The organism is Enterobacter bugandensis (assembly GCF_900324475.1).
Lineage (GTDB): Bacteria > Pseudomonadota > Gammaproteobacteria > Enterobacterales > Enterobacteriaceae > Enterobacter > Enterobacter bugandensis.
Map to the genome: position 1 here is coordinate 464489 of NZ_LT992502.1, position 23800 is coordinate 488288.

19 protein-coding genes and 1 pseudogene are annotated in these 23800 nt (G+C 57.1%); 11 read left to right on the forward strand and 9 right to left on the reverse strand.

What is annotated here, in order from left to right; translation table 11 throughout:
• Positions 1-74 precede the first annotated feature (74 nt).
• Complete coding sequence (gene ytfE, locus DG357_RS02280) at positions 75-737, reverse strand: iron-sulfur cluster repair protein YtfE (protein ID WP_047366985.1); 663 nt, start codon at positions 735-737, stop codon at positions 75-77.
• Positions 738-981: 244 nt separating this feature from the next.
• Here ytfE and DG357_RS02285 point away from each other — a divergent pair, with 244 nt between their 5' ends.
• The gene (locus tag DG357_RS02285) at positions 982-2631 is read left to right on the forward strand and encodes a methyl-accepting chemotaxis protein (protein WP_045259627.1); all 1650 of its coding nucleotides are present in this window, start codon (positions 982-984) and stop codon (positions 2629-2631) included.
• A 38-nt stretch (positions 2632-2669) separates the two neighbouring features.
• On the opposite strand, the pseudogene DG357_RS02290 reads toward DG357_RS02285, so the two are convergent.
• From DG357_RS02290 to DG357_RS02300, 3 genes and pseudogenes are all read right to left on the reverse strand, one after another.
• Positions 2670-3636, reverse strand: a pseudogene (locus DG357_RS02290) (DMT family transporter).
• Between the two features lie 75 nt (positions 3637-3711).
• Positions 3712-4536, reverse strand: a complete 825-nt coding sequence (locus DG357_RS02295; RefSeq protein ID WP_047366988.1) for an AraC family transcriptional regulator — start codon at positions 4534-4536, stop codon at positions 3712-3714.
• 80 nt (positions 4537-4616) lie between these two features.
• Complete coding sequence (locus tag DG357_RS02300) at positions 4617-5465, reverse strand: SDR family oxidoreductase (RefSeq protein ID WP_028015278.1); 849 nt, start codon at positions 5463-5465, stop codon at positions 4617-4619.
• A gap of 84 nt (positions 5466-5549) precedes the next feature.
• Here DG357_RS02300 and DG357_RS02305 point away from each other — a divergent pair, with 84 nt between their 5' ends.
• The gene (locus DG357_RS02305; RefSeq protein ID WP_028015279.1) at positions 5550-5936 is read left to right on the forward strand and encodes a winged helix-turn-helix transcriptional regulator; all 387 of its coding nucleotides are present in this window, start codon (positions 5550-5552) and stop codon (positions 5934-5936) included.
• 40 nt (positions 5937-5976) lie between these two features.
• Here DG357_RS02305 and DG357_RS02310 read toward each other — a convergent pair whose 3' ends face one another.
• Positions 5977-7920, reverse strand: a complete 1944-nt coding sequence (locus tag DG357_RS02310) for a bifunctional 2',3'-cyclic-nucleotide 2'-phosphodiesterase/3'-nucleotidase (RefSeq protein WP_047366991.1) — start codon at positions 7918-7920, stop codon at positions 5977-5979.
• Positions 7921-8110: 190 nt separating this feature from the next.
• Here DG357_RS02310 and cysQ point away from each other — a divergent pair, with 190 nt between their 5' ends.
• The gene (gene cysQ, locus DG357_RS02315; RefSeq protein ID WP_028015281.1) at positions 8111-8851 is read left to right on the forward strand and encodes a 3'(2'),5'-bisphosphate nucleotidase CysQ; all 741 of its coding nucleotides are present in this window, start codon (positions 8111-8113) and stop codon (positions 8849-8851) included.
• On the opposite strand, the gene DG357_RS02320 is transcribed toward cysQ, so the two are convergent.
• On the reverse strand, positions 8845-9402 hold the full coding sequence (locus tag DG357_RS02320) for a YtfJ family protein (RefSeq protein WP_028015282.1): 558 nt from the start codon (positions 9400-9402) through the stop codon (positions 8845-8847). The genes cysQ and DG357_RS02320 overlap by 7 nt on opposite strands.
• A 324-nt stretch (positions 9403-9726) precedes the next feature.
• Here DG357_RS02320 and DG357_RS02325 point away from each other — a divergent pair, with 324 nt between their 5' ends.
• Positions 9727-9933: a DUF1107 domain-containing protein gene (locus DG357_RS02325; RefSeq protein WP_008501430.1), complete on the forward strand. Its 207-nt coding sequence runs from the start codon at positions 9727-9729 to the stop codon at positions 9931-9933.
• Positions 9934-10008: 75 nt separating this feature from the next.
• Here the strand turns inward: DG357_RS02325 and DG357_RS02330 are convergent, their stop codons facing one another.
• Both DG357_RS02330 and msrA read right to left on the reverse strand, forming a co-directional pair.
• Positions 10009-11346 carry a hemolysin family protein gene (locus DG357_RS02330; protein WP_028015283.1) on the reverse strand — a complete coding sequence of 446 codons (1338 nt, stop codon included), beginning with the start codon at positions 11344-11346 and terminating at the stop codon, positions 10009-10011.
• Positions 11347-11557: 211 nt separating this feature from the next.
• Complete coding sequence (gene msrA, locus DG357_RS02335; RefSeq protein WP_088204688.1) at positions 11558-12199, reverse strand: peptide-methionine (S)-S-oxide reductase MsrA; 642 nt, start codon at positions 12197-12199, stop codon at positions 11558-11560.
• A 223-nt stretch (positions 12200-12422) separates the two neighbouring features.
• On the opposite strand from msrA, the gene tamA reads away from it, so the two are divergent.
• Genes tamA through DG357_RS02350 form a run of 3 tightly spaced genes read left to right on the forward strand, consistent with a single transcriptional unit; the run spans position 12423 to position 18276 of the window.
• Complete coding sequence (gene tamA, locus DG357_RS02340) at positions 12423-14156, forward strand: autotransporter assembly complex protein TamA (RefSeq protein ID WP_045259622.1); 1734 nt, start codon at positions 12423-12425, stop codon at positions 14154-14156.
• Complete coding sequence (tamB, locus tag DG357_RS02345) at positions 14153-17929, forward strand: autotransporter assembly complex protein TamB (RefSeq protein WP_088204687.1); 3777 nt, start codon at positions 14153-14155, stop codon at positions 17927-17929. Before tamA ends, tamB begins: the two co-directional genes overlap by 4 nt.
• 2 nt (positions 17930-17931) lie before the next feature.
• On the forward strand, positions 17932-18276 hold the full coding sequence (locus tag DG357_RS02350) for a gamma-glutamylcyclotransferase family protein (protein WP_008501424.1): 345 nt from the start codon (positions 17932-17934) through the stop codon (positions 18274-18276).
• Positions 18277-18330: 54 nt separating this feature from the next.
• Here the strand turns inward: DG357_RS02350 and ppa are convergent, their stop codons facing one another.
• Entirely contained in the window at positions 18331-18861 is a 531-nt protein-coding gene (ppa, locus tag DG357_RS02355; RefSeq protein WP_041911466.1) for an inorganic diphosphatase, read from the reverse strand.
• 309 nt (positions 18862-19170) lie between these two features.
• Here ppa and ytfQ point away from each other — a divergent pair, with 309 nt between their 5' ends.
• From ytfQ to yjfF, 4 genes are all read left to right on the forward strand, one after another.
• Positions 19171-20127 carry a galactofuranose ABC transporter substrate-binding protein YtfQ gene (gene ytfQ, locus DG357_RS02360; RefSeq protein ID WP_021240696.1) on the forward strand — a complete coding sequence of 319 codons (957 nt, stop codon included), beginning with the start codon at positions 19171-19173 and terminating at the stop codon, positions 20125-20127.
• A gap of 65 nt (positions 20128-20192) precedes the next feature.
• A complete protein-coding gene (gene ytfR, locus DG357_RS02365) occupies positions 20193-21695 on the forward strand; it encodes a galactofuranose ABC transporter, ATP-binding protein YtfR (protein WP_041911465.1) in 1503 nt (500 codons plus the stop codon).
• A gap of 10 nt (positions 21696-21705) precedes the next feature.
• Positions 21706-22731: a galactofuranose ABC transporter, ATP-binding protein YtfT gene (gene ytfT / locus DG357_RS02370; protein WP_162268710.1), complete on the forward strand. Its 1026-nt coding sequence runs from the start codon at positions 21706-21708 to the stop codon at positions 22729-22731.
• A complete protein-coding gene (gene yjfF / locus DG357_RS02375) occupies positions 22718-23719 on the forward strand; it encodes a galactofuranose ABC transporter, permease protein YjfF (protein ID WP_021240694.1) in 1002 nt (333 codons plus the stop codon). Before ytfT ends, yjfF begins: the two co-directional genes overlap by 14 nt.
• Positions 23720-23800: the final 81 nt, after the last annotated feature.

Genomic DNA, 23800 nt, shown 5'->3' on the forward strand with positions numbered 1-23800 from the left:
GTGGCGCTGACGCTTACCCGGCCTATGTTCGAGGACGTTGTAGGCCCGGTAAGCGCTAGCGCCACCGGGCTTTTTTATTCCCCCGCCAATGCCCGCGGGAACAGCACGTTATTCTCAAGACTGATGTGCTCCATCAGATCGTCAATCATCTCGTTAATGCCGTTGTACATCGCTTTCCAGGTGGTGCACGCTTCCGGCGGCGGCGTGACGTTGTTAGTGGTGTGTTTGATCACATCCAGCAGTTCGCCCGCGTCATCGTGCTCGCTTTCCATTACGCTGATAGGCCCCATCGCCTGGCTTCCCATTCCCTGTTTAATCATCGGGAAGAGGATCTGCTCTTCTTTCATCATGTGGCTGGAAAGCTCTTCATGCAGCATGGTCAGGTATTTTGCCAGACCGCGCGGCACGGAAGGCTTGTCGGCATGTACGCGCTCAACTTTCGTTGCCTGCAGGATCAGCTCAGGCAGCTGTTCACGGTGGCGGTCGTGGTAACGCACGATGATATGGTCGATGATTTCCGTGAGCGGGGCGGTGCGCCAGTCTTTTTCAACAGGCTGTTCGGCCAGCAGCGCCAGCTCCGCTTCGATAGCCTCCACGTCCAGTTCCTTGCGCGAGGCCGCTCGCGCCAGCGTTTGCTTACCGCCGCAGCAGTAATCCATATCGTATTTACGGAACAGCGCGGAAGCGCGAGGGATGGAGAGCGCCAGCTCGCCGAGGGGGTGGTCGCGAAAGGCCATAGCAGTTACCTCGTCATCAAGAATATAAGATGCATATTAAATGCATCTTTAAGGCGGCGCTATAACCCTTTAGAGGGAAGGGAGAAAGTGCGACACGGATCACAAAAAAATGTCCCGTTTAACTCCCTGAATGGATTTAGGAAAGTGGTTTAGAAAGTTTTTAAAGGTGGAGAAACAGTAAACAACCCGCCGCGCGTGCCGATAGATACACGTCAGACAAACCTGCATATAACAAAGGCAACGCATGTTTAAACGTATAAAAGTCATTACTCTTCTTATTTCGGTGCTGCTTGTGCTCGGCATCATGCAAGTGATTTCCGCGGGTATCTTTATCAACGCGCTGAATAACGATAAAGACAACTTCACCGTGTCGCAGCTTTCCAGCCAGAACGTGGCGGAATTTACCGACGCCTGGATCAGCCTGAACCAGGCGCGCGTCACGCTAAACCGCGGGATGCTGCGTCTGCAAAGCAGCATGGCCTCTCAGATTAACGGCGGACAGCTGAACGAGCTGGTTAACACCGCGAAAAATCTGCTGGCCAATGCACAGGTCCATTACGACAAATACTACGCCCTGCCGAATACCCCGGGTCTGGATGAGAACCTGGCCGATCGGCTGGAAGAGCAGTACCGCATCTACTCCGCCACGTTGACGCAAATGAACGTTCTGCTGGGCCAGGGCAACCTGGAAGATATGTTCAAGCAGAATGCAGAACAGAAGCAGACGGCAATGCAAAAGGTCTATCGCGAGTGGCGCGAGGCGCAGGCTGCGCTCACCAGTAAAGGCATTCAGGATAACGAAAGCGACTACAAGCGCATCCTGTGGATCCTTTCTGCCGTCATGATCCTCGTCATTGCGGTGATTATCTCCAGCTGGATCGCCATGCGCCGGGTGCTGCTGCTGCCGCTGGAAGAGGTGATCAACCATATCCGCGCCATCGCGGCAGGGGATTTAACCCAGCCGATTCAGGCTGAAGGCAAAAACGAAATGGCTATCCTGGCGCGCAACGTGCAGGAGATGCAAACCTCGCTGGCGAACACCGTGGGCGTGGTGCGTGAAGGCGCAGACACCATCTATACCGGTGCGGGTGAAATCTCGGCGGGCAGCAACGACCTCTCTTCTCGTACCGAGCAGCAGGCCGCGTCTCTGGAAGAGACGGCAGCCAGCATGGAACAGCTGACCGCCACCGTGAAGCAGAACGCCGATAACGCGCGTCAGGCGTCTCGTCTGGCGCTGGATGCCTCTTCAACCGCGAAGAAGGGCGGTAACGTGGTGGAAGGCGTGGTGCGCACCATGGACGAGATCGCCACCAGCTCCAGCAAAATCGCGCAAATTACTAACGTTATCGACGGCATTGCCTTCCAGACCAACATTCTGGCGCTGAACGCGGCGGTGGAAGCGGCGCGTGCGGGTGAGCAGGGCCGTGGCTTTGCGGTGGTTGCAGGAGAAGTACGCACGCTTGCCCAGCGCAGCGCCCAGGCGGCGAAAGAGATTAAGGCGCTGATCGATGATTCCGGCGAGCGCGTGAACGCGGGTTCTCAGCTGGTGAACGAAGCGGGCGCGACGATGGCGGAAATCGTTAACGCGGTTACCCGCGTGACCGACATCATGGGCGAAATTGCCTCTGCCTCTGACGAGCAGAGCCGCGGTATCGACCAGGTTGGTCAGGCGGTAGCCGAGATGGACCGCGTGACCCAGCAGAACGCCTCGCTGGTGGAGGAGTCTGCGGCGGCAGCGGCGGCGCTGGAAGATCAGGCCGCACGCCTGAACGAAGCGGTAGCAGTGTTCAAAATAACGCGTAATCAGGCGGTCAAAGCGGCACCGGTGAAAACCTATGTGCCAAAAGCGCAGCCAGCAGCGACGGCGTCTGAAGCGAACTGGGAAACGTTTTAACATCATGCCGGGTAAGGCGTAGCCGCCACCCGGCAAAATCATACCTCCGAAGCCGGAACAACCCTCGGTTTTTCCGGCTTCGCTCTTACCGCCATCACCACCCCCACCACCAGCAGCGCGATCCCGCAGGCCGTTAACAGCGGCGGCACGCTCTGGCGCATCAGGAAGGTGTACAGCAGCCCGGCCAGGGTTTCGAACACAATCAGCGGCCCTAAGATCACCGTCGGCAGCTTCTGGCTGGCAATGTTCCAGCACAGCGCGCCCACCCAGGAGCACAGCACCGCAATCGCAACCATTAAGCCCAATAAAGACCCAGGGTCTTGGCCCGAAGGGCTGGGCAAATTCCGGCTGCTGATGACCCAGCCAGAGGCATGCGCCGGCATACCCCACTAACGAGACGGGGAGCGTGACCAGCGCCTGCGCCGTTGCCCACATCATCGGGTGTTTGTCCGGGTTCTCCCGCAGCCAGCGCGCATTGCGCAGGGCGTACCAGGCCCAGCACGCGACCGAGATGAACGCTAAAACGATCCCTGAACCGTAACGCCATAAGCTGAAGTCTGCCAGGCCGTGGCGCAGCTCGGCGATATTGACGCACACCAGCCCCACGGCGGTGCAGGCCAGGGCGGGTATCATTTTCGACCACGCCAGCTTGCCGTCCCGATGACTATAGAGCAGATTCGCGAAGATGGGGATGACCACCGGCAGCGTGCCGATAATCATGGTCGACACCGGGGCACCGGTTCGCTGAATGGCGCTTGCCAGGCAGACGTAATAGATGAGATTGCCCATCATGGTCAGCGCCAGCGCGGTGCCCCAGTCCTGACGGCTGAGCTGTCGCAAGCGTGTACGCCCCAGCCATGCCAGAGGAAGAGCAATCAGCCCGAGCGCCAGATAACGTCCGGTAGACTGCAATATCGCCGGGTATTCCGGCACGATCAGAGGGCCGACAAAGATCAGCCCCCACATCAGACCTGCAAGCAGGGCATACAACACGCCGCTAATCATTTTTCCATCCACATTGATTTACTCTGCACTCAGTCTAGAAGGGGGAAACGCGCGCGTATTGTATGAGATTGCGCATTAGCGCCGGGTGACCTGTTTCTGGTAGCGCACGGGTGTAATGCCGTAGCGGCGGGTGAAGGCGCGGGTTAAATGCGACTGGTCGGTCAGCCCCGTTGCGGCGGCGACTTCGGCGGCGGGCATACCGTGGGTGAGAAACGCCTTGGCGCGCCACAGGCGGATGGCCATCAACATCTGGTGCGGCGTAACGTGAAAATGGGCTTTGAACTGTCGCTGGAAATGGTACGGGCTGAGCGAGACAACGTTCGCCAGTTCGTCCAGCGTCAGGGCGTGCATATAGTTGTCGTGCAAATACTCGCGCACGCGCTCGAAACGGTGTGCGCCTTCCTGAACCACCGGCGCGTGATGGGCTAGCGGCTGAAAAGTCTCGATCAGATCCAGCAATAAGCCTTTTTGCGCCAGCGGATCGTCCGTATGCCACAGGCCGTAAATTAGCCTGCCGATCTGCTGAGAGCGCTGCGGGTCGTAACGGGTTACGTCGCTGAACCACCAGTGGCGCAGGCCGGTTACCTCTTCCAGAAGATCGGGTTCGATGTAGACCATCCGGTAGCGCCAGCCGTCTTCGGTGGCGGACTCCCCGGTATGGATCTCGTCCGGGTTCATGGTAACAACGGATTTTTCAGGTGCGAGATGCTGGGTGCCGCGATAGCGAAAGCGTTCGGCGCCGGTTTCGATGGTGCCGATGCCGAAGGCTTCATGGGTGTGAGGCTCAAAGGCGTAGTCAGAGATATGCGCGTGATAGAGTTCAAGGCCCGGCAGCTGCGCCAGGTGGCGAAAGCGCGCGCTGTCTCTCTCATCAATAAACTGTTCCGGTACGCCTTGCACGGTGAGCCTCCTCTGGGTCATCGCTTCATTATCAGAGATGACCCGAGGGGATGCCACAAAAAATAACCAATCCGTAACAATTACAGAATGGCTTTGACGCTCTCCGCCAGCGGTGTAGTCGGGCGGCCAATCAGCTTGCTCAGGGTACGGCTGTCGTCAAACAGGCCGCCTTTGGACGCGCCCACGTCGGAGTCCGCCAGCATATCCGCCAGCCCGGCGGGTAAACCCACGCTCTTCAATGCGGCTGCAAAGTCCGCTTCGCTCAGGTTTTGATACGCTACTGGTTTACCGCTCTGCTTGCTCAGTTCCGCCGCCAGCTCGCTCAATGTCCAGCCGTGGTCGCCTGCCAGTTCGTATACCTTGCCCGCATGACCCTCTTCAGCGATCACTTTGGCGGCCGCCGCGGCATAGTCTGCGCGGGTGGCAGAGGCAATTTTGCCTTCGCCTGCGGCACCAATGAATACGCCGTGTTCCAGCGCAGGCGGCGCGCTCGCCAGGTAGTTTTCGGTGTACCAGCCGTTGCGCAGCAGGGCGTATGGCACGCCAGATTCTGCCAGCGCTTTCTCGGTTTCGACATGTTCAACGTGCAGACCCAGCGGTGATTTATCCGCGTGCAGCAGGCTGGTGTAGGCGATAAATTTCACGCCTGCCGCTTTGGCGGCGTTGATTACGTTCTGGTGCTGGGTCGCGCGCTGGCCCACTTCGCTGGAGGAGATGAGCAGCAGCTTTTCCACGCCGCTCAGCGCGGCAGTAAAGGCGGCTTCATCGGTGTAATCCGCCTGACGAACCACAATACCCTGGTTGCTTAACGCTTCAGCTTTCGCCGGGTTACGAACAATGGCAACAATCTGGTTTGCTGGAACGGTTTTCAGCAGTTCTTCAATAACGTGCTGGCCAAGCTGGCCGGTAGCGCCGGTAATCGCGATCATGATAAATCTCCTTCGTGTTTGTCTGGTGTTGTGGCACACTATCACCATAGCTAACTTTTAGTAAGTACGTACAAAAAGGTAAGTATGAAAAAAACGATCCCAACGCTCAGCGAGCAAATGCGCGATGGCAATCTCTTCGCGGAACAGTGCCCTTCACGGGAGGTGCTTAAACACGTTACCAGCCGCTGGGGCGTGCTGATCCTGCTGGCTCTGCGCGGAGGAACGCACCGTTTTAGCGAGCTGCGCCATAAAATGGGCGGGGTGAGCGAAAAGATGCTGTCCCAGTCGCTTCAGGCACTGGAGCAGGACGGGTTTGTCGATCGCGTGTCGTATCCGGTCGTGCCGCCGCACGTCGAGTATAGCCTGACACCGATGGGCATTGAGGTGAGCGAGAAAGTCGCCGCGCTGGCGGACTGGATTGAAGTCAATACGCCGAAGGTGATGGCGAATCGGGATGAGCGTGCGGCGTAAAAGCCGGGTGGCGGTTTCGCCTTACCCGGCACAATCACCGCTACCTGCTCAAATCCACCTGATAAATCGCGAACCCGATATCATCCGTCGCAACCTTCTTCATCGGATACTGCGCCTTATCCTTAATAAACGCGGCTGCTTTATCGGACGGTGACGTTTCAAAGCGGATATCCAGTTTCGCATCGCTGTGGATTGGCGCAAGACGCCAGTTGTTATCCACCGCCGGGTGAATTTCGCCCGCCTTCTTCGACTCCGCGCCGATCCACGCCGCCAGCACCGAGCGGTTTTCGTCCGGTGAGGCAAAAGCGATGTGGCTATCGCCCGTACCGGCAAACTTACCGCCGTAGGCGCGGTAGTTATTGGTCACCACCAGGAAGGTGGCATTCGGGTCGATCGCCTTGCCGTTGAACGTCAGGTTTTTGATGCGTTCGGCCTGCGGATTAATCGCCTGGCACTCGCCGTCATATTTCGCCGGCTGGGTGACGTCAATCTGGTAATTTACGCCGTCGATCACGTCGAAGTTGTAGGTGCGGAAGCCATCCCAGTTAATCAGCGGCTGTGGTTTACTGCTCTTCGGGTCGATCTGGTTAAACTGCCCGGCGGAGCATTCCAGCCACTCCTTCACCTCTTTCCCCGTGGCTTTAACCACCACCAGGGTATTCGGGTAGAGATAGAGATCGGCGGCGTTACGGAAGGTGAGCTGGCCTTTTTCGACCTCAACATAGCTTGCCGGGTCGTTCTTGCGTCCGCCCACTTTGAATGGCGCAGCGGCAGACAGCACCGGCAGTTTTGCCAGATCCGGATCGCCCTGAACAAAGTGTTCGGCATAGGCTTTCTGGGCCATGTTGACTACCTGAACGGTCGGATCGTCCTGCACCAGTGCCAGGAAGCTGTACATATTGTCGGCGGATTTGCCGATCGGCTTGCTGACGAATTCGCGGGTGGCGTCGTGGTCGTGCTTCAGCACGTCGACCAGCTTTTTATCTTCCGCGGCCAGGGATTTTTTAGCCGCCGCGTCGTAAATTGGGCGCGCTTCGGCTTTTGACTGCGTCACCTTCCAGCTGCCGCTGTCGTTATTTAGCACCAGATCCACCACGCCAAGGTGGTCGCCCCACATGCCCGGCATCACCGACGGTACGCCGTTGAGCGTCCCTTTCTCGATATCCGCCCCTTTAATGCTGGCAAAGTCTTTGCCCGGGAAAACGGCGTGAGCGTGGCCGAACAGGATCGCGTCAACGCCCGGGACTTCGCTCAGATAGTAAACGGAGTTCTCCGCCATGGCCTGATACGGATCGGCGGAGAGACCCGAGTGGGCGACAATCACCACCAGATCCGCGCCTTTCGCGCGCATTTCCGGCACGTACTTGCGCGCGGTTTCGGTAATGTCATTAACGGTCACTTTGCCGTCGAGGTTGGCTTTATCCCAGGTCATGATCTGCGGCGGTACGAAGCCGATATAGCCGATTTTCAGCGTCTGCTTTTTACCGTCCCGATCGACAACTTCACTCTCTTTAATCAGGTAAGGGGTAAAGAGCGGCTTTTGCGTCTTAACGTCGATGATATTAGCGTTAACGTACGGGAACTTCGCGCCGGCCAGCGCATCGTGCAGGTATTTCAGGCCGTAGTTAAATTCGTGGTTGCCCAGGTTGCCGACGGCATAGTCCAGCGTGTTCATCGCTTTATAAACGGGATGGATCTCGCCTTTCTTCAGACCTTTTGCCGCCATGTAGTCGCCGAGCGGGCTGCCCTGAATGAGATCGCCGTTGTCCACCAGCACGCTATTTTTGACTTCACCCCGCGCGGCGTTGATCAAACTTGCTGTACGTACCAGTCCGAATTTTTCCGTAGGGGTATCTTTGTAGTAATCGAAGTCCATCATATTGCTGTGCAGATCGGTCGTTTCCAGAATACGCAGATCTACCGTCGCCGCCTGCACGCTCGCTGCAATCAGCGTCGCCAGAAGCGTTGCACTAAACTTAATCATCAGAGGAGTCCTTTTTTCGATCCGTTCCACAAAAGAGTATGTATCTATCGTTTGTTGCTTACAGAAATGTGAATCCTGACAGAAAAAAGCGACCTGAAACCGGAATTGCTTCACAGATAGCGGAATTGTTCACATTACGATATAACTAAAACAAAGAGTTAACCTCACTGCGTTAACAAAGAGGTGGAAAATGCTAGATAAGATTTGTCAGCTCGCACGGGATGCGGGAGATGCCATCATGCAGGTGTATGACGGTGTTAAACCGATGGAGGTCGTCAGCAAGGCGGACGACTCCCCGGTCACGGCGGCCGATATCGCGGCGCATAAGGTGATCCTGCAAGGTCTGCAGGCCTTAACGCCGGATATCCCCGTTCTGTCTGAAGAAGCGCCGCAAAGCTGGGACGAGCGCCAGCACTGGCAGCGCTACTGGCTGGTCGATCCGCTGGACGGGACAAAAGAGTTCATCAAGCGCAACGGTGAGTTCACCGTCAATATTGCCCTGATTGAGAAGGGTAAAGCGGTGCTCGGCGTGGTCTACGCGCCGGTAATGAAGGTGATGTACAGCGCCGCTGAAGGGAAAGCCTGGAAGGAGGAGTGCGGCGTACGCAAGCAAATCCAGGTGCGCGATGCCCGTCCACCGCTGGTGGTGATTAGCCGCTCGCACAGCGACAGCGAGCTGGAGGAATACCTGCAACAGCTGGGTGAACACCAGACCACCTCGATTGGCTCGTCGCTGAAATTCTGCCTGGTGGCGGAAGGTCAGGCGCAGCTGTATCCGCGCTTTGGGCCAACTAACGTCTGGGATACCGCGGCAGGCCATGCCGTTGCCGCGGCCGCCGGGGCGCATGTCCATGACTGGCAGGGCAAGCCGCTGGACTACACCCCGCGCGAATCATTCCTCAACCCCGGCTTCCGCGTCTCTCTTTACTGAGCCAGCAGTTTGTGCAGCAGGGCGACAACCTGCTGCACCTCTTCCTGAGTTAACGCGCCGTCTTTCACCCACTGCACGCGGCCGTCCTTATCCAGCACTACAATCGCGGAGCTCTCTTCCTCAAGCTGCCAGGCCTTACGCGTCACGCCGTTGCTGTCGACGATAAACTGGGACCACGGGTAGAGCTTTTTATTGCTCTCAAGGCTTGAGCGCACAAACATCCCGGAGCCCGGAATGGCATCATCGGTGTTCACAATCGTGGTGGTCTGGTAGCGGTCATGGGGGAATTTTGCGGCCTTGATCGCCTCCACCAGGCTGGCATTCTTCTCTTTTGCGGATGTACGACCGGCAATATGTTGTACAACTCTCACTTTGCCCGCGAGCTGCGCGCTATTCCAGGCTTTATAGCTAAACTTATCATTGTCGAGAATCAATTCTCCCCGGTCAGCAATGCCGACTGGCGGTACACGTTGTCCTTTTTCAATGCTGTGAGCGGAAGCCCACAGGGGCAGCAGCAGGCAGGCTGCCGCAAGGATGTTACGTAGGGTCATGGCGTTTCCTTATTGTTTGCAGGTGATCCGACCACTTGGTCATACGCTTTTAATCATAAGTGCGATCAATGTGGTTTTCCCGCAATCCGAGTGCCAGTTTGCGGGTGAACGCACATATCCATGAAAAAACGACGGCTTATACTGCTCTCTATCACGCTTTGCAAAGATTATTCTGAATAATTGTAATCAAACGGTAAATAAACTTATGCACACTGGGTAACACCGTAGTTCTGGTCTATAGTCATTGGGCATCAAAATTTGCGCTCAGGACAGTCGGGCCGATTGTGGCACCGCAAGAGCGTATGATTCGCAGGAGATACAAGAATGAAAATTTTCCAACGCTACAACCCGCTTCAGGTGGCGAAGTACGTGAAGATCCTGTTCCGTGGACGGTTGTATATCAAGGATGTTGGCGCTTTTGAGTTTGATAAGGGCAAGATCCTTGTCCCAAAAGTGAAGGACAAACAGCACCTGTCTGTGATGTCCGAAGTCAACCGTCAGGTTATGCGTCTGCAAACTGAGATGGCTTAACCAACGTGCTATGCAGTAGGTAGTTAAAAAGACGGCTCCCGATGGGAGCCGTTGATGTTTGTGGGGGTAGGTACGTTACGCCGACACCTTCTCTTCCGCGTCCGGCAGCTTCGGCACCAGTACGGTCGGCTTGTTGTCGATACGCGTCACCAGCAGCTGGTCGATGCGATAGTTATCAATATCCACCACCTCAAACTTGTAGCCGGAGAACTTCACCGAGTCGGTGCGTTTCGGGATTTTACGCAGCATAAACATCATAAAGCCGCCGATGGTTTCGTAGTTACCGGACTGCGGGAACTCGTCGATATCCAGCACGCGCATGACGTCTTCAATCGGCGTACCGCCGTCGATCAGCCATGAATTATCGTCACGCTGAACAATCTGCTCTTCCAGTCCCTGGCCAACCAGGTCTCCCATCAGCGTGGTCATCACGTCGTTCAGCGTGATGATACCCACCACCAGCGCGTATTCATTCATGATCACCGCGAAGTCTTCCCCGGCGGTTTTGAAACTTTCCAGCGCTTCGGAGAGCGTCAGGGTGTCCGGCACAATCAGGGTATTGCGGATCTGCACGCCGCTGTTCAGCGCCAGGCTCTGGTTTGCCAGCACGCGGTTCAGCAGGTCTTTGGAGTCGACGTAACCGATGATGTGGTCGATATCTTCATTACAGACCAGGAACTTGGAGTGAGGATGCTGCGCTACTTTGTTCTTCAGGCTCTGCTCATCTTCATGTAAATCGAACCAGATAATGTTTTCGCGGCCCGTCATGGAAGAGGGCACGGTACGGGATTCCAGTTCAAATACGTTCTCAATCAGCTCGTGTTCCTGCTTACGCAGCACTCCGGCCAGCGCGCCGGCTTCCACCACCGCATAAATGTCGTCAGAGGTGATGTCGTCTTTACGCACCATTGGCAGCTTAAAGATGCGGAAAATCACGTTCGCCAGGCCGTTGAAGAACCACACCAGCGGACGAAACACGTACAGACAGAAGCGCATCGGGTTGATGATACGCAAAGCTACAGCTTCTGGCGCAATCATACCGATGCGTTTCGGGGTCAGGTCTGCAAAGAGGATGAACAGGCCGGTTACCAGCGAGAAGGAGAGAATAAAGCTCAGCTGTTCGGCAAGCTCAGCGGACATGTATTTGACAAAGAGGCTATAAAACGCTGGAGAAAAGGCCGCATCGCCCACGATACCGCCGAGAATGGCGACCGCGTTAAGGCCAATCTGCACCACGGTGAAGAACATGCCGGGGTTTTCCTGCATTTTCAGGATGCGGGTGGCATTGATGTTGCCCTCGTCGGCAAGCAGCTTCAGTTTGATTTTACGGGACGCGGCCAGCGAGATCTCAGATATCGAGAAAAATGCACTGACGGCAATAAGACAAAGTATTACTAAAATACTGTTTAACATAGTTTATCCGGCTTCTCGCCAGATCCTCAGAAGGGGAGTTGATACCATTTGTGTGAAAACACGTAGAACGTCAGCTCGTAGCGTTGAGCCGATTATTTCAGCGGTAGTATAGCGTAAAGAGATGTAAATCTGCCAGAGGTCACATTTTTGGCATAAAACAGACCGGACAGCGTGCGCTGTCCGGTACGGGTGACGATTTAACGGTTAATAATCAGGCCAGCTGTGGCGGCAGGCAGACGCCGATGCCCCCGATGCCGCAGTAGCCGTACGGGTTTTTGTGCAGATACTGCTGATGATCGTCCTCGGCATAGTAGAACGGCTTCGCGGTGGCGATTTCCGTGGTCACCTCGCGCGTATCGCCTGCTTCACGCATGGCCTGCTGGAAACGCTCAAGGCTGGCGCGCGCGGCGGCGTCCTGCTCAGGCGTGAGCGGATAAATGGCCGAGCGATACTGTGTGCCGTGGTCGTTGCCCTGACGCATGCCCTGCGCCGGGTCATGATTCTCCCAAAAGACCTGCAGGAGCTGTTCGTAGCTGATGACCGTCGGGTCATATACCACGCGGACCGCTTCCGCATGGCCGGTTTCGCCGGAGCAGACTTCGCGGTAGGTTGGGTTTGGCGTGTAGCCGCCCGTGTAGCCGGCCGCGGTGCTGTAAACGCCGGGCAGCTGCCAAAAGAGGCGCTCAACGCCCCAGAAGCAGCCCATGGCGAACAGGGCGATTTCCATTCCATCAGGAACGTTGGTCATTGAATGGTTATTGACGGCGTGTAAGGTCGCCATAGGCATAGGGGTGTTGCGTCCCGGTAATGCATCAGCTTGTGAAACCAGATGCTTCTTGTCGAATAAACTCACGATGGGGCCTCCCGGGGTGCGATGTTTCGGTTAAGGTTGTCACGAAGCGTTTAATTGAACACAATAAATGCGCTGAATGAGACTAGATTTAATCATAAGAAATATTTGGGTGTTACACCCGTTTTCAACCCACGATTTGGGTTTTTGGCTTCCGGGCCGTATTTTGCCGCACGGCGGCGCTTCATTTGCTTCCAGGGTGGAAAAGGGATATTCAGGAGAAAACGTGACAAAAATCCGCCAGTTATGTTTAGTCAGTGTATTGCTGACAAGCGGGGTTGCCAGCGCGGCGAATGTCCGTTTGCAGGTTGAGGGGTTATCCGGGACGCTGGAAAAAAACGTGCGTGCGCAGCTGTCGACCATCCAGAGCGATGAGGTGACGCCGGACCGGCGTTTTCGCGCGCGCGTGGATGACGCGATCCGTGAAGGGCTAAAAGCGCTGGGGTATTACGAACCCACCATTGATTTCGATCTCCGCCCGCCGCCAAAGAAGGGGCGTCAGGTGCTTATTGCCCGCGTCTCGCCGGGCGAGCCGGTGCTGATTGGCGGCACGAACGTCATCCTGCGCGGCGGTGCGCGCACCGACCGCGACTACCTGGACCTGCTCAGCACGCGGCCGAAAATCGGCACCGTGCTCAACCACGGTGACTACGACCACTTCAAAAAAGAGCTGACGAGCGTCTCTCTGCGCAAAGGCTACTTCGACAGCCAGTTCAATAAAAGCCAGCTGGGCATCGCGCTGGAGCGACGTCAGGCCTTCTGGGATATTGACTACGACAGCGGTGAGCGCTACCGCTTTGGCGATGTAACGTTTGAAGGTTCGCAAATTCGTGAAGAATATCTGCAAAACCTCGTGCCGTTTAAAAAAGGCGATTACTACCAGTCGAGCGATCTTGCGGAGCTGAACCGTCGCCTCTCCGCTACCGGCTGGTTTAACTCCGTAGTTGTCGCACCGGAATTTGATAAGTCTCGCAAAACCAAGGTGTTGCCGCTGCACGGCGTTGTCTCGCCGCGCACCGAGAACACCATTGAGACCGGTGTTGGCTACTCGACAGACGTCGGTCCGCGCGTGAAGACCTCCTGGAAAAAACCGTGGATGAACTCCTACGGCCACAGCCTGACCACCAGCGCCAGCATTTCCGCACCGGAACAGCAGCTTGATTTCAGCTATAAAATTCCGCTGCTGAAAAACCCGCTTGAGCAATATTACCTGGTGCAGGGCGGCTTTAAGCGTACCGATTTGAACGATACCGAGCAGGACTCGACAACGCTTGCGGTTTCACGCTTCTGGGATCTCTCCAGCGGCTGGCAGCGCGCCATTAACCTGCGCTGGAGCCTTGATCACTTTACCCAGGCAAACGTCACCAACACCACTATGCTGCTTTATCCGGGCGTGATGATCAGCCGTACCCGCTCGCGCGGCGGCCTGATGCCAACCTGGGGTGATTCACAGCGGTACTCTATCGACTACTCCAATACGATGTGGGGCTCTGACGTCGACTTCACGGTGGTGCAGGCGCAAAACGTCTGGATCCGCACGCTGTATGACAAACACCGCTTTGTAATGCGCGGCAATCTCGGCTGGATTGAGACGGGGGATTTCGAGCGCGTTCCGCCGGACCTGCGCTTCTTCGCCGGGGGCGACCGCAGCATTCGCGGGTATAAGTACAAATCGATCTCACCTGAAAACGAAAAAGGCCAGCTGACCGGGGCATCCAAACTGGCGACCGGATCGCTGGAGTATCAGTACAACGTCAGCGGCAAGTGGTGGGGAGCCATGTTTGTTGACGGTGGTGAAGCGGTGAACGATATCCGCCGCAGCGATTTCAAAACCGGTGCAGGCGTGGGCGTACGCTGGCAATCACCCGTCGGGCCCATCAAGCTCGACTTCGCCGTGCCGGTGGGCGACAAAGATGAACACGGATTACAGTTTTACATCGGTCTGGGGCCTGAATTATGAGTTTATGGAAGAAAATAAGCCTCGGGGTGCTGATTTTTATCGTGCTGCTGCTCGGTACGGTGGCGTTTCTGGTGGGAACGACGACCGGGCTGCATCTGCTGTTTAACGCCGCGAACCGGTGGGTGCCGGGGCTGGAAATTGGTCAGGTAACGGGCGGCTGGCGCGACCTGCATCTGAAGAACATCCGCTACGAGCAGCCGGGCGTGGCGGTCAACGCCGGGGAATTCCATCTCGCGGTGAAGCTGGGCTGCCTGCGGGACAGCAAGCTCTGCGTGAACGATCTGTCGCTAAAAGACGTCAACGTGGCGATAGACTCAAAGAAAATGCCGAAGTCTGCGCCGGTTGAGGAAGAGGACAGCGGCCCGCTGAATCTCTCCACGCCGTACCCGATTGCGCTCTATCGGGTGGCGCTCGATAACGTCAATATCAAAATCGACGACACCACCGTTTCGGTGATGGATTTCACCTCCGGCCTGCGCTGGCAGGAGAAAAACCTCACCCTGACGCCAACCTCGCTGCAGGGGTTGCTGATCGCGCTGCCGAAAGTGGCGGACGTGGCGCAGGAAGAGATCGTCGAACCGAAGATCCAGAACCCGCAGCCGGAAGAGAAGCCGCTGGGCGAAACGCTGAAAGAACTCTTCTCGAAGCCTGTCCTGCCTGAAATGACCGACGTGCATCTGCCGCTGAACCTCAACATTGAGGAGTTCAAAGGCGAACAGCTGCGCCTGACCGGCGACACCGATCTGACGGTCTTTAACATGCTGCTGAAAGTCAGCAGTATTGACGGCAACATGAAGCTCGACGCGCTGGATATCGATACCAACCAAGGCTCGGTGAACGCGTCAGGCAACGCCCTGCTGCGCGACAGCTGGCCGGTGGATATCACCCTCAATAGCGCCCTGAATATCGACCCGCTGAAGGGCGAAAAAGTGAAGGTTAAAGTGGGCGGGGCGCTGCGCGAGAAGCTGGATATCGGGGTGAATCTCTCCGGCCCGGTAGACATGGCCCTGCGCGCGCAAACCCAGCTGGCGGAAGCCGGGCTGCCGCTCAATCTGGAGGTTGTCAGCAAGCAGCTTTACTGGCCGTTTACCGGCGAAAAACAGTATCAGGCCGACGATCTGAAGCTGAAGCTGAGCGGCAAGATGACCGACTACACGCTCTCGTTCCGCACTGCGGTGAAGGGGCAGGGCGTGCCGCCCGCGACCATCACGCTGGATGCAAAAGGCAACGAACAGCAGGTTAACCTCGACAAGCTGACCGTCGCGGCGCTGGAAGGCAAAACGGAACTGACTGCGCTGCTCGACTGGCAGCAGGCGATCAGCTGGCGCGGCGAGCTGAAGCTGACGGGAATTAACACCGCCAAAGAGGTGCCGGACTGGCCGTCGAAGCTGGACGGGCTGATCAAAACCCGCGGCAGCCTCTACGGCGGCACGTGGCAGATGGACGTGCCGGAAATCAAGCTCACCGGGAACGTGAAGCAGAACAAGGTGAACGTTGAAGGCTCGGTGAAGGGCAACAGCTACCTGCAGTGGATTATCCCGGGACTGCACGTGGCGCTGGGCCGCAACATGGCGGATATCAAAGGCGAGCTGGGGGTAAAAGATCTCAATCTTGACGCCACCATCGACGCGCCGAATCTGGATAACGCCCTGCCGGGTCTGGGCGGTACGGCGAAAGGACTCCTGAAAGTGCGCGGCACCGTGGACGCGCCGCAGCTGCTGGCAGATATCACCGCCAACAATCTGCGCTGGCAGGAGCTGAGCGTTGCCCGCGTCCGCGTGGAAGGGGATGTGAAATCCACCGATCAGATCGGCGGCAACCTGAACCTGCGCGTGGAGCGCATTTCCCAGCCGGACGTGAACATTAGCCTGGTGACTCTGGACGCCAAAGGGAACGAGAAGCAGCACGACCTCCAGCTGCGCGTGCAGGGCGAGCCCGTCTCCGGCCAGCTTCACCTGACCGGCAGCTTCGACCGGAAGGAAACGCGCTGGAAAGGAACGCTGGACAACACCCGCTTCAACACCCCGGTGGGGCCGCTGACGCTCTCGCGCTCCATTGCGCTGGACTACCGCAACGCCGAGCAGAAGATCAGCATCGGGCCTCACTGCTGGACCAACCCGAACGCGGAGCTGTGCGTGCCGCAGACCATTGATGCGGGGGCGGAAGGGCGCGCGCAAATCAACCTGAACCGCTTCGATCTGGCGATGCTGAAACCGTTTATGCCGGACACCACGCAGGCCAGCGGCGTCTTCAGCGGGAAAGCCGATGTCGCCTGGGATACCACCAAAGAGGGGCTGCCGCAGGGCAGCGTCACGCTTTCCGGGCGCAACGTGAAGGTAACGCAGGAGGTGAACGACGCGCCGCTGCCGGTGGCCTTCGACACCCTGAATGTGAGTGCAGACCTGCATAACAACCGTGCGGAGCTGGGGTGGCTTATCCGTCTGACCAACAACGGCCAGATGGACGGGCAGATACAGATTACCGATCCGCAGGGGCGGCGCAATCTGGGCGGCAACGTCAATATTCGTAACTTCAACCTGGCGATGGTCAACCCGATCTTCGCCCGCGGGGAAAAAGCCGAGGGCATGGTGAATGCCAACCTGCGTCTGGCGGGCAACGCGCAAAGCCCTCAGCTGTTCGGTCAGCTGCGGCTCAGCGGTGTGGATATCGACGGTAACTTTATGCCATTCGATATGCAGCCCAGCCAGATTGCGATGAACTTCAACGGCATGAGCTCGACGCTGAACGGCTCGGTATTAACTCAGCAGGGGCAAATCAACCTGAGCGGCGACGCGGACTGGAGCCAGCTCGACAACTGGCGCGCCCGTATTGCCGCGAAAGGCAGTAAGGTGCGCATCACCGTACCGCCAATGGTGCGCCTGGACGTCTCGCCGGACGTGGTCTTTGAGGCGACGCCAAGCCTCTTCACCCTGGATGGCCGCGTGGACGTGCCGTGGGCGCGCATAGTGGTTCACGAGGTGCCGGAAAGCGCGGTCGGCGTCTCCAGTGATGAAGTTATGCTCAATGAAAATCTGAAACCTGCCGAAGAGAAGAGCGCTGGCATACCGATTAATAGTAACCTTATTGTACATGTGGGAAATAACGTGCGGTTGGATGCGTTTGGGCTGAAGGCGAGGCTCACGGGCGACCTGAAAGTGGCGCAGGATAAACAAGGGCTTGGCCTCAACGGGCAGATCAATATTCCTGAAGGGCGTTTTCATGCCTATGGTCAGGATCTGATTGTCCGTAAAGGCGAGCTGCTGTTCTCCGGCCCACCGGATCAACCGCTGTTGAACATCGAAGCGATTCGTAACCCGGAAGCGACGGAAAACGACGTCATTGCTGGCGTACGCGTCACCGGCTCTGCCGACGAACCGAAGGCGGAGATCTTCTCCGACCCGGCGATGTCGCAGCAGGAAGCCCTCTCTTATCTGCTGCGCGGACAAGGTCTGGACAGCGGACAAAGCGACAGTGCGGCGATGACCTCAATGTTGGTCGGTCTGGGGGTTGCACAAAGTGGGCAGGTTGTGGGTAAAATCGGCGAGACGTTCGGCGTAAGCAATCTGGCGCTGGACACCCAGGGCGTGGGTGACTCCTCGCAGGTGGTGGTCAGCGGCTATGTACTGCCGGGTCTGCAGGTAAAATATGGTGTGGGGATCTTTGACTCACTGGCAACACTCACGTTACGCTATCGCCTGATGCCTAAGCTATATCTGGAAGCAGTGTCCGGCGTAGACCAGGCACTTGATCTGCTCTATCAGTTTGAGTTTTAGCAATGCGAATATTTGTCTACGGCAGTTTACGAACCAGGCAAGGCAACAGTCACTGGATGACCAATGCCCAGCTACTGGGGAATTACAATATCGAGAACTACCAGTTGTACAGCCTGGGCCACTATCCAGGCGCGGTTCCCGGCGAAGGAACAGTACAGGGTGAAGTTTATCGTATTGATAATGCTACACTTGCCGAACTTGATGCCTTGCGCACCAGGGGCGGTGAATACGCTCGCCAGTTGATCCAGACACCGTACGGAAGCGCGTGGATGTATGTCTACCAGCGTCCGGTCGACGGGTTAACGCGGATTGTAAGCGGTAACTGGTTAGACAGAGACCAGTACTGAAAAACGACAACGCCACCGTGAGGTGGCGTTGTTTTTTGTGTCTGGCAGTAAGAATTACTTCTTAGCAGCGCGTTCGAAGGAGGCGATGATTTCTGCTTTCGCCGCTTCTGCGTTGTCCCAGCCGTCAACCTTAACCCATTTACCTTTTTCGAGGTCTTTGTAGTGCTCGAAGAAGTGGGCGATCTGCGCTTTCAGCAGCTCTGGCAGGTCATTCACATCTTTAATGTGATCGTACTCTTTGCTCAGCTTGGTGTGCGGTACCGCAACTAGCTTCGCATCTTCACCCGCTTCGTCAGTCATCTTCAGCACGCCAACAGGACGGCAGCGAATGACGGAGCCTGGCTGCAGTGGGTATGGCGTTGGAACCAGCACGTCAACCGGGTCACCGTCCAGAGACAGGGTGTGGTTGATGTAGCCGTAGTTGCACGGATAGAACATGGCGGTAGACATGAAACGGTCAACGAACAGCGCACCGGTGTCTTTGTCGATTTCGTATTTGATTGGATCTGCGTTGGCCGGGATTTCAATAACAACGTAGATGTCTTCTGGCAGTTCTTTACCCGCTGGGACGTTGAGTAAGCTCATGTCGGTGTCCTTTAAAATGGATGGTAAACAAGTGGCAGGTATTATAGCCAACTCACGCTGAATGTCTCCGCCTCTTTTCGCTTTCTCTCCCCGCAAGCCCCACTTTTCAGACCGTTTCCATGACAGGAAAATCCATAAACTCAGCCGCATTTTTAATGGTGAAATGAAAGCGATTACAAACTTGTGATTAACATTTTATTCACTTTCCTGAAGTGTGATGTAACGCAATTCGTTACATATTTCATTGGCTATAGTCATTTCGCAGAACATCTTTTAACCAACAATAAACACCCCTACGAGGACGTTCATATGTGGAAGCGCTTACTTCTTGTCACAGCAGTTTCGGCAGCCATGTCGTCTATGGCGATGGCCGCTCCCTTAACCGTAGGTTTTTCGCAAGTTGGCTCTGAATCCGGCTGGCGTGCGGCGGAAACCAACGTTGCGAAAAGCGAGGCCCAGAAACGCGGCATCACCCTGAAAATCGCCGATGGTCAGCAAAAGCAGGAAAACCAGATCAAAGCCGTGCGCTCGTTTATCGCCCAGGGCGTGGATGCCATCTTTATTGCACCAGTGGTGGCGACCGGCTGGGAACCGGTTCTGAAGGAAGCGAAAGACGCTGAAATTCCGGTCTTCCTGCTCGACCGTTCCATCGATGTTAAAGACAAATCTCTCTATATGACCACCGTCACCGCTAATAACGTGCTTGAAGGGCAGTTAATTGGCGACTGGCTGATTAAACAGGTCGACGGCAAGCCGTGTAACGTCGTTGAACTGCAGGGCACCGTCGGTGCGAGCGTAGCCATTGACCGTAAGAAAGGCTTTGCTGAGGCCATTGCCAAAGCGCCAAACATCAAGATTATCCGCTCCCAGTCCGGCGACTTTACCCGCAGTAAGGGTAAAGAGGTCATGGAGAGCTTTATCAAGGCTGAAAACAACGGCAAGAATATCTGCATGGTTTACGCCCACAACGATGACATGGCGATCGGGGCGATTCAGGCGATTAAAGAAGCGGGCCTGAAGCCGGGCAAAGATATCCTCACCGGCTCTATCGACGGCGTGCCGGACATCTACAAAGCGATGATCGACGGTGAAGCCAATGCCAGCGTCGAGCTGACGCCGAACATGGCGGGACCGGCATTCGACGCGCTGGAGAAATTCAAGAAAGACGGCACGATGCCTGAGAAGGTGACCGTCACCAAGTCCACGCTCTACCTGCCTGATACAGCGAAAGAAGAGTTAGAGAAGAAGAAAAATATGGGCTACTGATCCAGTGAAATTGCCGGGTGGCGCTGCGCTTACCCGGCCTACGGGAACGTGCCGGGGACATGAATATGAAAACTGAACAACACCAGGAAATCCTCCGCACAGAGGGCTTGAGTAAATTCTTCCCCGGCGTAAAGGCGCTGGATAGCGTTGATTTCAGCCTGCGGCGCGGTGAGATCATGGCGCTGCTGGGTGAGAACGGCGCGGGAAAATCGACGCTGATTAAATCGCTGACCGGCGTTTATCACGCCGATCGCGGCACCATCTGGCTGGAAGGCAACGCCATTTCGCCAAAAAATACCGCCCACGCCCAGCAGCTGGGGATCGGGACGGTTTACCAGGAAGTGAACCTGCTGCCGAATATGTCGGTGGCGGACAACCTGTTTATTGGCCGCGAGCCACGCCGCTTTGGCCTGCTGCGCCGCAAAGAGATGGAGGCGCGTGCCACGAAGCTGATGGAGTCCTACGGCTTCTCCCTCGACGTCCGCGAGCCGCTGAACCGCTTTTCCGTGGCGATGCAGCAGATCGTCGCCATCTGTCGCGCGATCGATCTCTCTGCGAAGGTGCTGATCCTCGATGAACCCACCGCCAGCCTCGATACCCAGGAAGTGGAGATGCTCTTCACCCTGATGCGCCAGCTGCGCGATCAGGGCGTGAGCCTGATCTTCGTCACGCACTTTCTCGATCAGGTGTATGAGGTGAGCGACCGCATTACGGTGCTGCGCAACGGCAGCTTTGTCGGCTGCCGCGAAACCCGCGAGCTGCCGCAGATCGAGCTGGTGAAAATGATGCTGGGCCGCGAGCTGGAAACCAACGCGCTCCAGCGTGCGGGCCGTACGCTGCTGAGCGAAAAACCGGTTGCCGCGTTCAGCGATTACGGCAAGAAAGGCGTGATATCGCCGTTTAACCTTGAGGTGCGTCCCGGCGAAATTGTCGGGCTGGCGGGCCTGCTGGGCTCGGGCCGAACCGAAACCGCCGAGGTGATCTTCGGGATCAAGCCTGCCGACAGCGGCACCGCGCTGATCAAGGGCAAACCGCAAACCCTGCGATCGCCGCATCAGGCCTCCTGTCTGGGCGTTGGCTTCTGCCCGGAAGACCGGAAAACGGACGGCATCATTGCCGCCGCCTCGGTGCGGGAAAATATCATCCTGGCCCTGCAGGCCCAGCGCGGCTGGCTGCGCCCGATCCCTCGTAAAGAGCAAAACGCCATCGCCGAGCGCTTTATCCGCCAGCTCGGCATCCGCACCCCGAGCGCGGAACAGCCGATTGAATTTCTCTCCGGCGGTAACCAGCAGAAGGTGCTGCTCTCCCGCTGGCTGCTGACCAAACCGCAGTTCCTGATCCTTGACGAGCCGACGCGCGGTATCGACGTGGGCGCGCACGCCGAAATTATCCGGCTTATCGAAACGCTCTGTGCGGACGGGCTGGCCCTGCTGGTTATCTCATCCGAGCTGGAGGAGCTGGTGGGCTATGCCGATCGCGTCATCATCATGCGCGATCGCAAACAGGTGGCAGAGATCCCGCTGGATAAACTGTCCGTTCCGGCAATCATGAATGCCATCGCGGCGTAAGGAGTGAATCGTGATGTCCCGTTCGCTTTCGCAAACCGGTGAGTCAAAGCGCCGCTTTAGCTGGCCAACCGGCACGCCGCAAATTGCAGCGCTGCTGGTGGTGCTGCTGGTAGATAGCCTTGTCGCACCGCATTTCTTCCAGATTATTGTTCAGGATGGCCGCCTGTTTGGCAGCCCGATCGATATTTTAAACCGCGCCGCGCCCGTGGCGCTGCTGGCGATTGGGATGACGCTGGTGATCGCCACCGGCGGAATAGATCTCTCCGTCGGCGCGGTGATGGCTATCGCCGGGGCCACGGCAGCCTCAATGACCGTGGCCGGTCACAGCCTGCCGGTGGTACTGCTAGCGGCCTTAGGCACCGGCGTGCTGGCCGGACTATGGAACGGCATTCTGGTGGCGGTGCTGAAAATTCAGCCCTTTGTCGCTACGCTGATCCTGATGGTGGCCGGGCGCGGGGTCGCACAGCTGATCACCTCGGGGCAGATTGTTACCTTCAACTCTCCGAGCCTGGCATGGCTTGGCAGCGGTAACCTTCTGTTCTTCCCGACGCCAGTGATTATTGCCCTGGTCACGCTTATTGTCTTTTGGCTCTTCACCCGCAAAACGGCGCTCGGGATGTTTATTGAGGCGGTGGGGATCAACATTCGCGCCGCGCGCAACGCCGGGGTCAACACCCGCCTGATGGTGATGCTGACCTACGTGCTGAGCGGCGTCTGCGCCGCCATTGCCGGTGTCATCGTCGCCGCCGATATTCGCGGGGCCGATGCCAATAACGCCGGGCTCTGGCTGGAGCTGGATGCGATCCTCGCGGTGGTGATCGGCGGCGGGTCGCTGATGGGCGGGCGCTTTAACCTGCTGCTCTCGGTGATCGGCGCGCTGATCATTCAGGGCATGAACACCGGGATCCTGCTCTCGGGATTCCAGCCGGAACTCAACCAGGTGGTAAAAGCGGTAGTTGTACTCTGCGTGCTGATCGTCCAGTCGCCGCGCTTTGTCAGCATCATTAAGGGGATCCGTGGCCATGATAAAACGTAATTTACCGTTAATGATCACGCTGGGTGTGTTTGTGCTGGGGTATCTCTACTGCCTCACGCAGTTCCCCGGTTTTGCCTCAACGCGCGTGATCTGCAACATTCTGACGGACAACGCCTTTTTAGGCATTATCGCCGTCGGCATGACCTTTGTGATCCTCTCCGGCGGGATCGATCTCTCCGTCGGCTCGGTGATCGCGTTCACGGGGGTATTCCTCGCGAAGGCGATCGGTTTCTGGGGCATCTCGCCGCTGGTGGCGTTTCCGCTGGTGCTGGTGATGGGCTGCGCGTTTGGCGCCTTTATGGGGCTGCTGATCGACGCGCTGAAAATTCCGGCCTTTATCATCACGCTGGCCGGGATGTTTTTCCTGCGCGGCGTAAGTTATCTGGTTTCTGAGGAGTCGATTCCGATTAACCATCCGGTGTATGACACGCTCTCCAGCCTGGCGTGGAAAATTCCCGGCGGCGGTCGCCTGAGCGCGATGGGGCTGCTGATGCTGGGCGTGGTGGTGATTGGCATTTTCCTCGCCCACCGCACCCGGTTCGGCAATCAGGTATACGCCATTGGCGGCAACGCCACGTCGGCCAACCTGATGGGGATCTCAACTCGCAGCACCACCATCCGCATCTATATGCTTTCGACCGGCCTGGCAACGCTGGCGGGTATTGTCTTCTCGGTGTATACCCAGGCGGGCTATGCCCTTGCAGGCGTCGGCGTGGAACTGGATGCAATTGCTTCTGTGGTTATCGGCGGCACGCTGCTCAGCGGCGGTGTAGGGACGGTGCTGGGGACGCTGTTCGGCGTCGCGATTCAGGGGCTGATACAAACCTATATCAACTTTGACGGCACGCTCAGCTCGTGGTGGACGAAGATCGCCATTGGCATTCTGCTGTTTATTTTTATTGCCCTGCAGCGGGGGCTGACGGTGCTCTGGGAGAACCGTCAAAGCTCGCCTGTTACCCGCGTAAACACATCGGTAACAGAGCGATAACACACTGAATTTGCTTAAAGTCTAAACATTTTCCGGTAGCGGCCGATACTCTTCTTTTATGCCCAGAAATATCTCGCTACC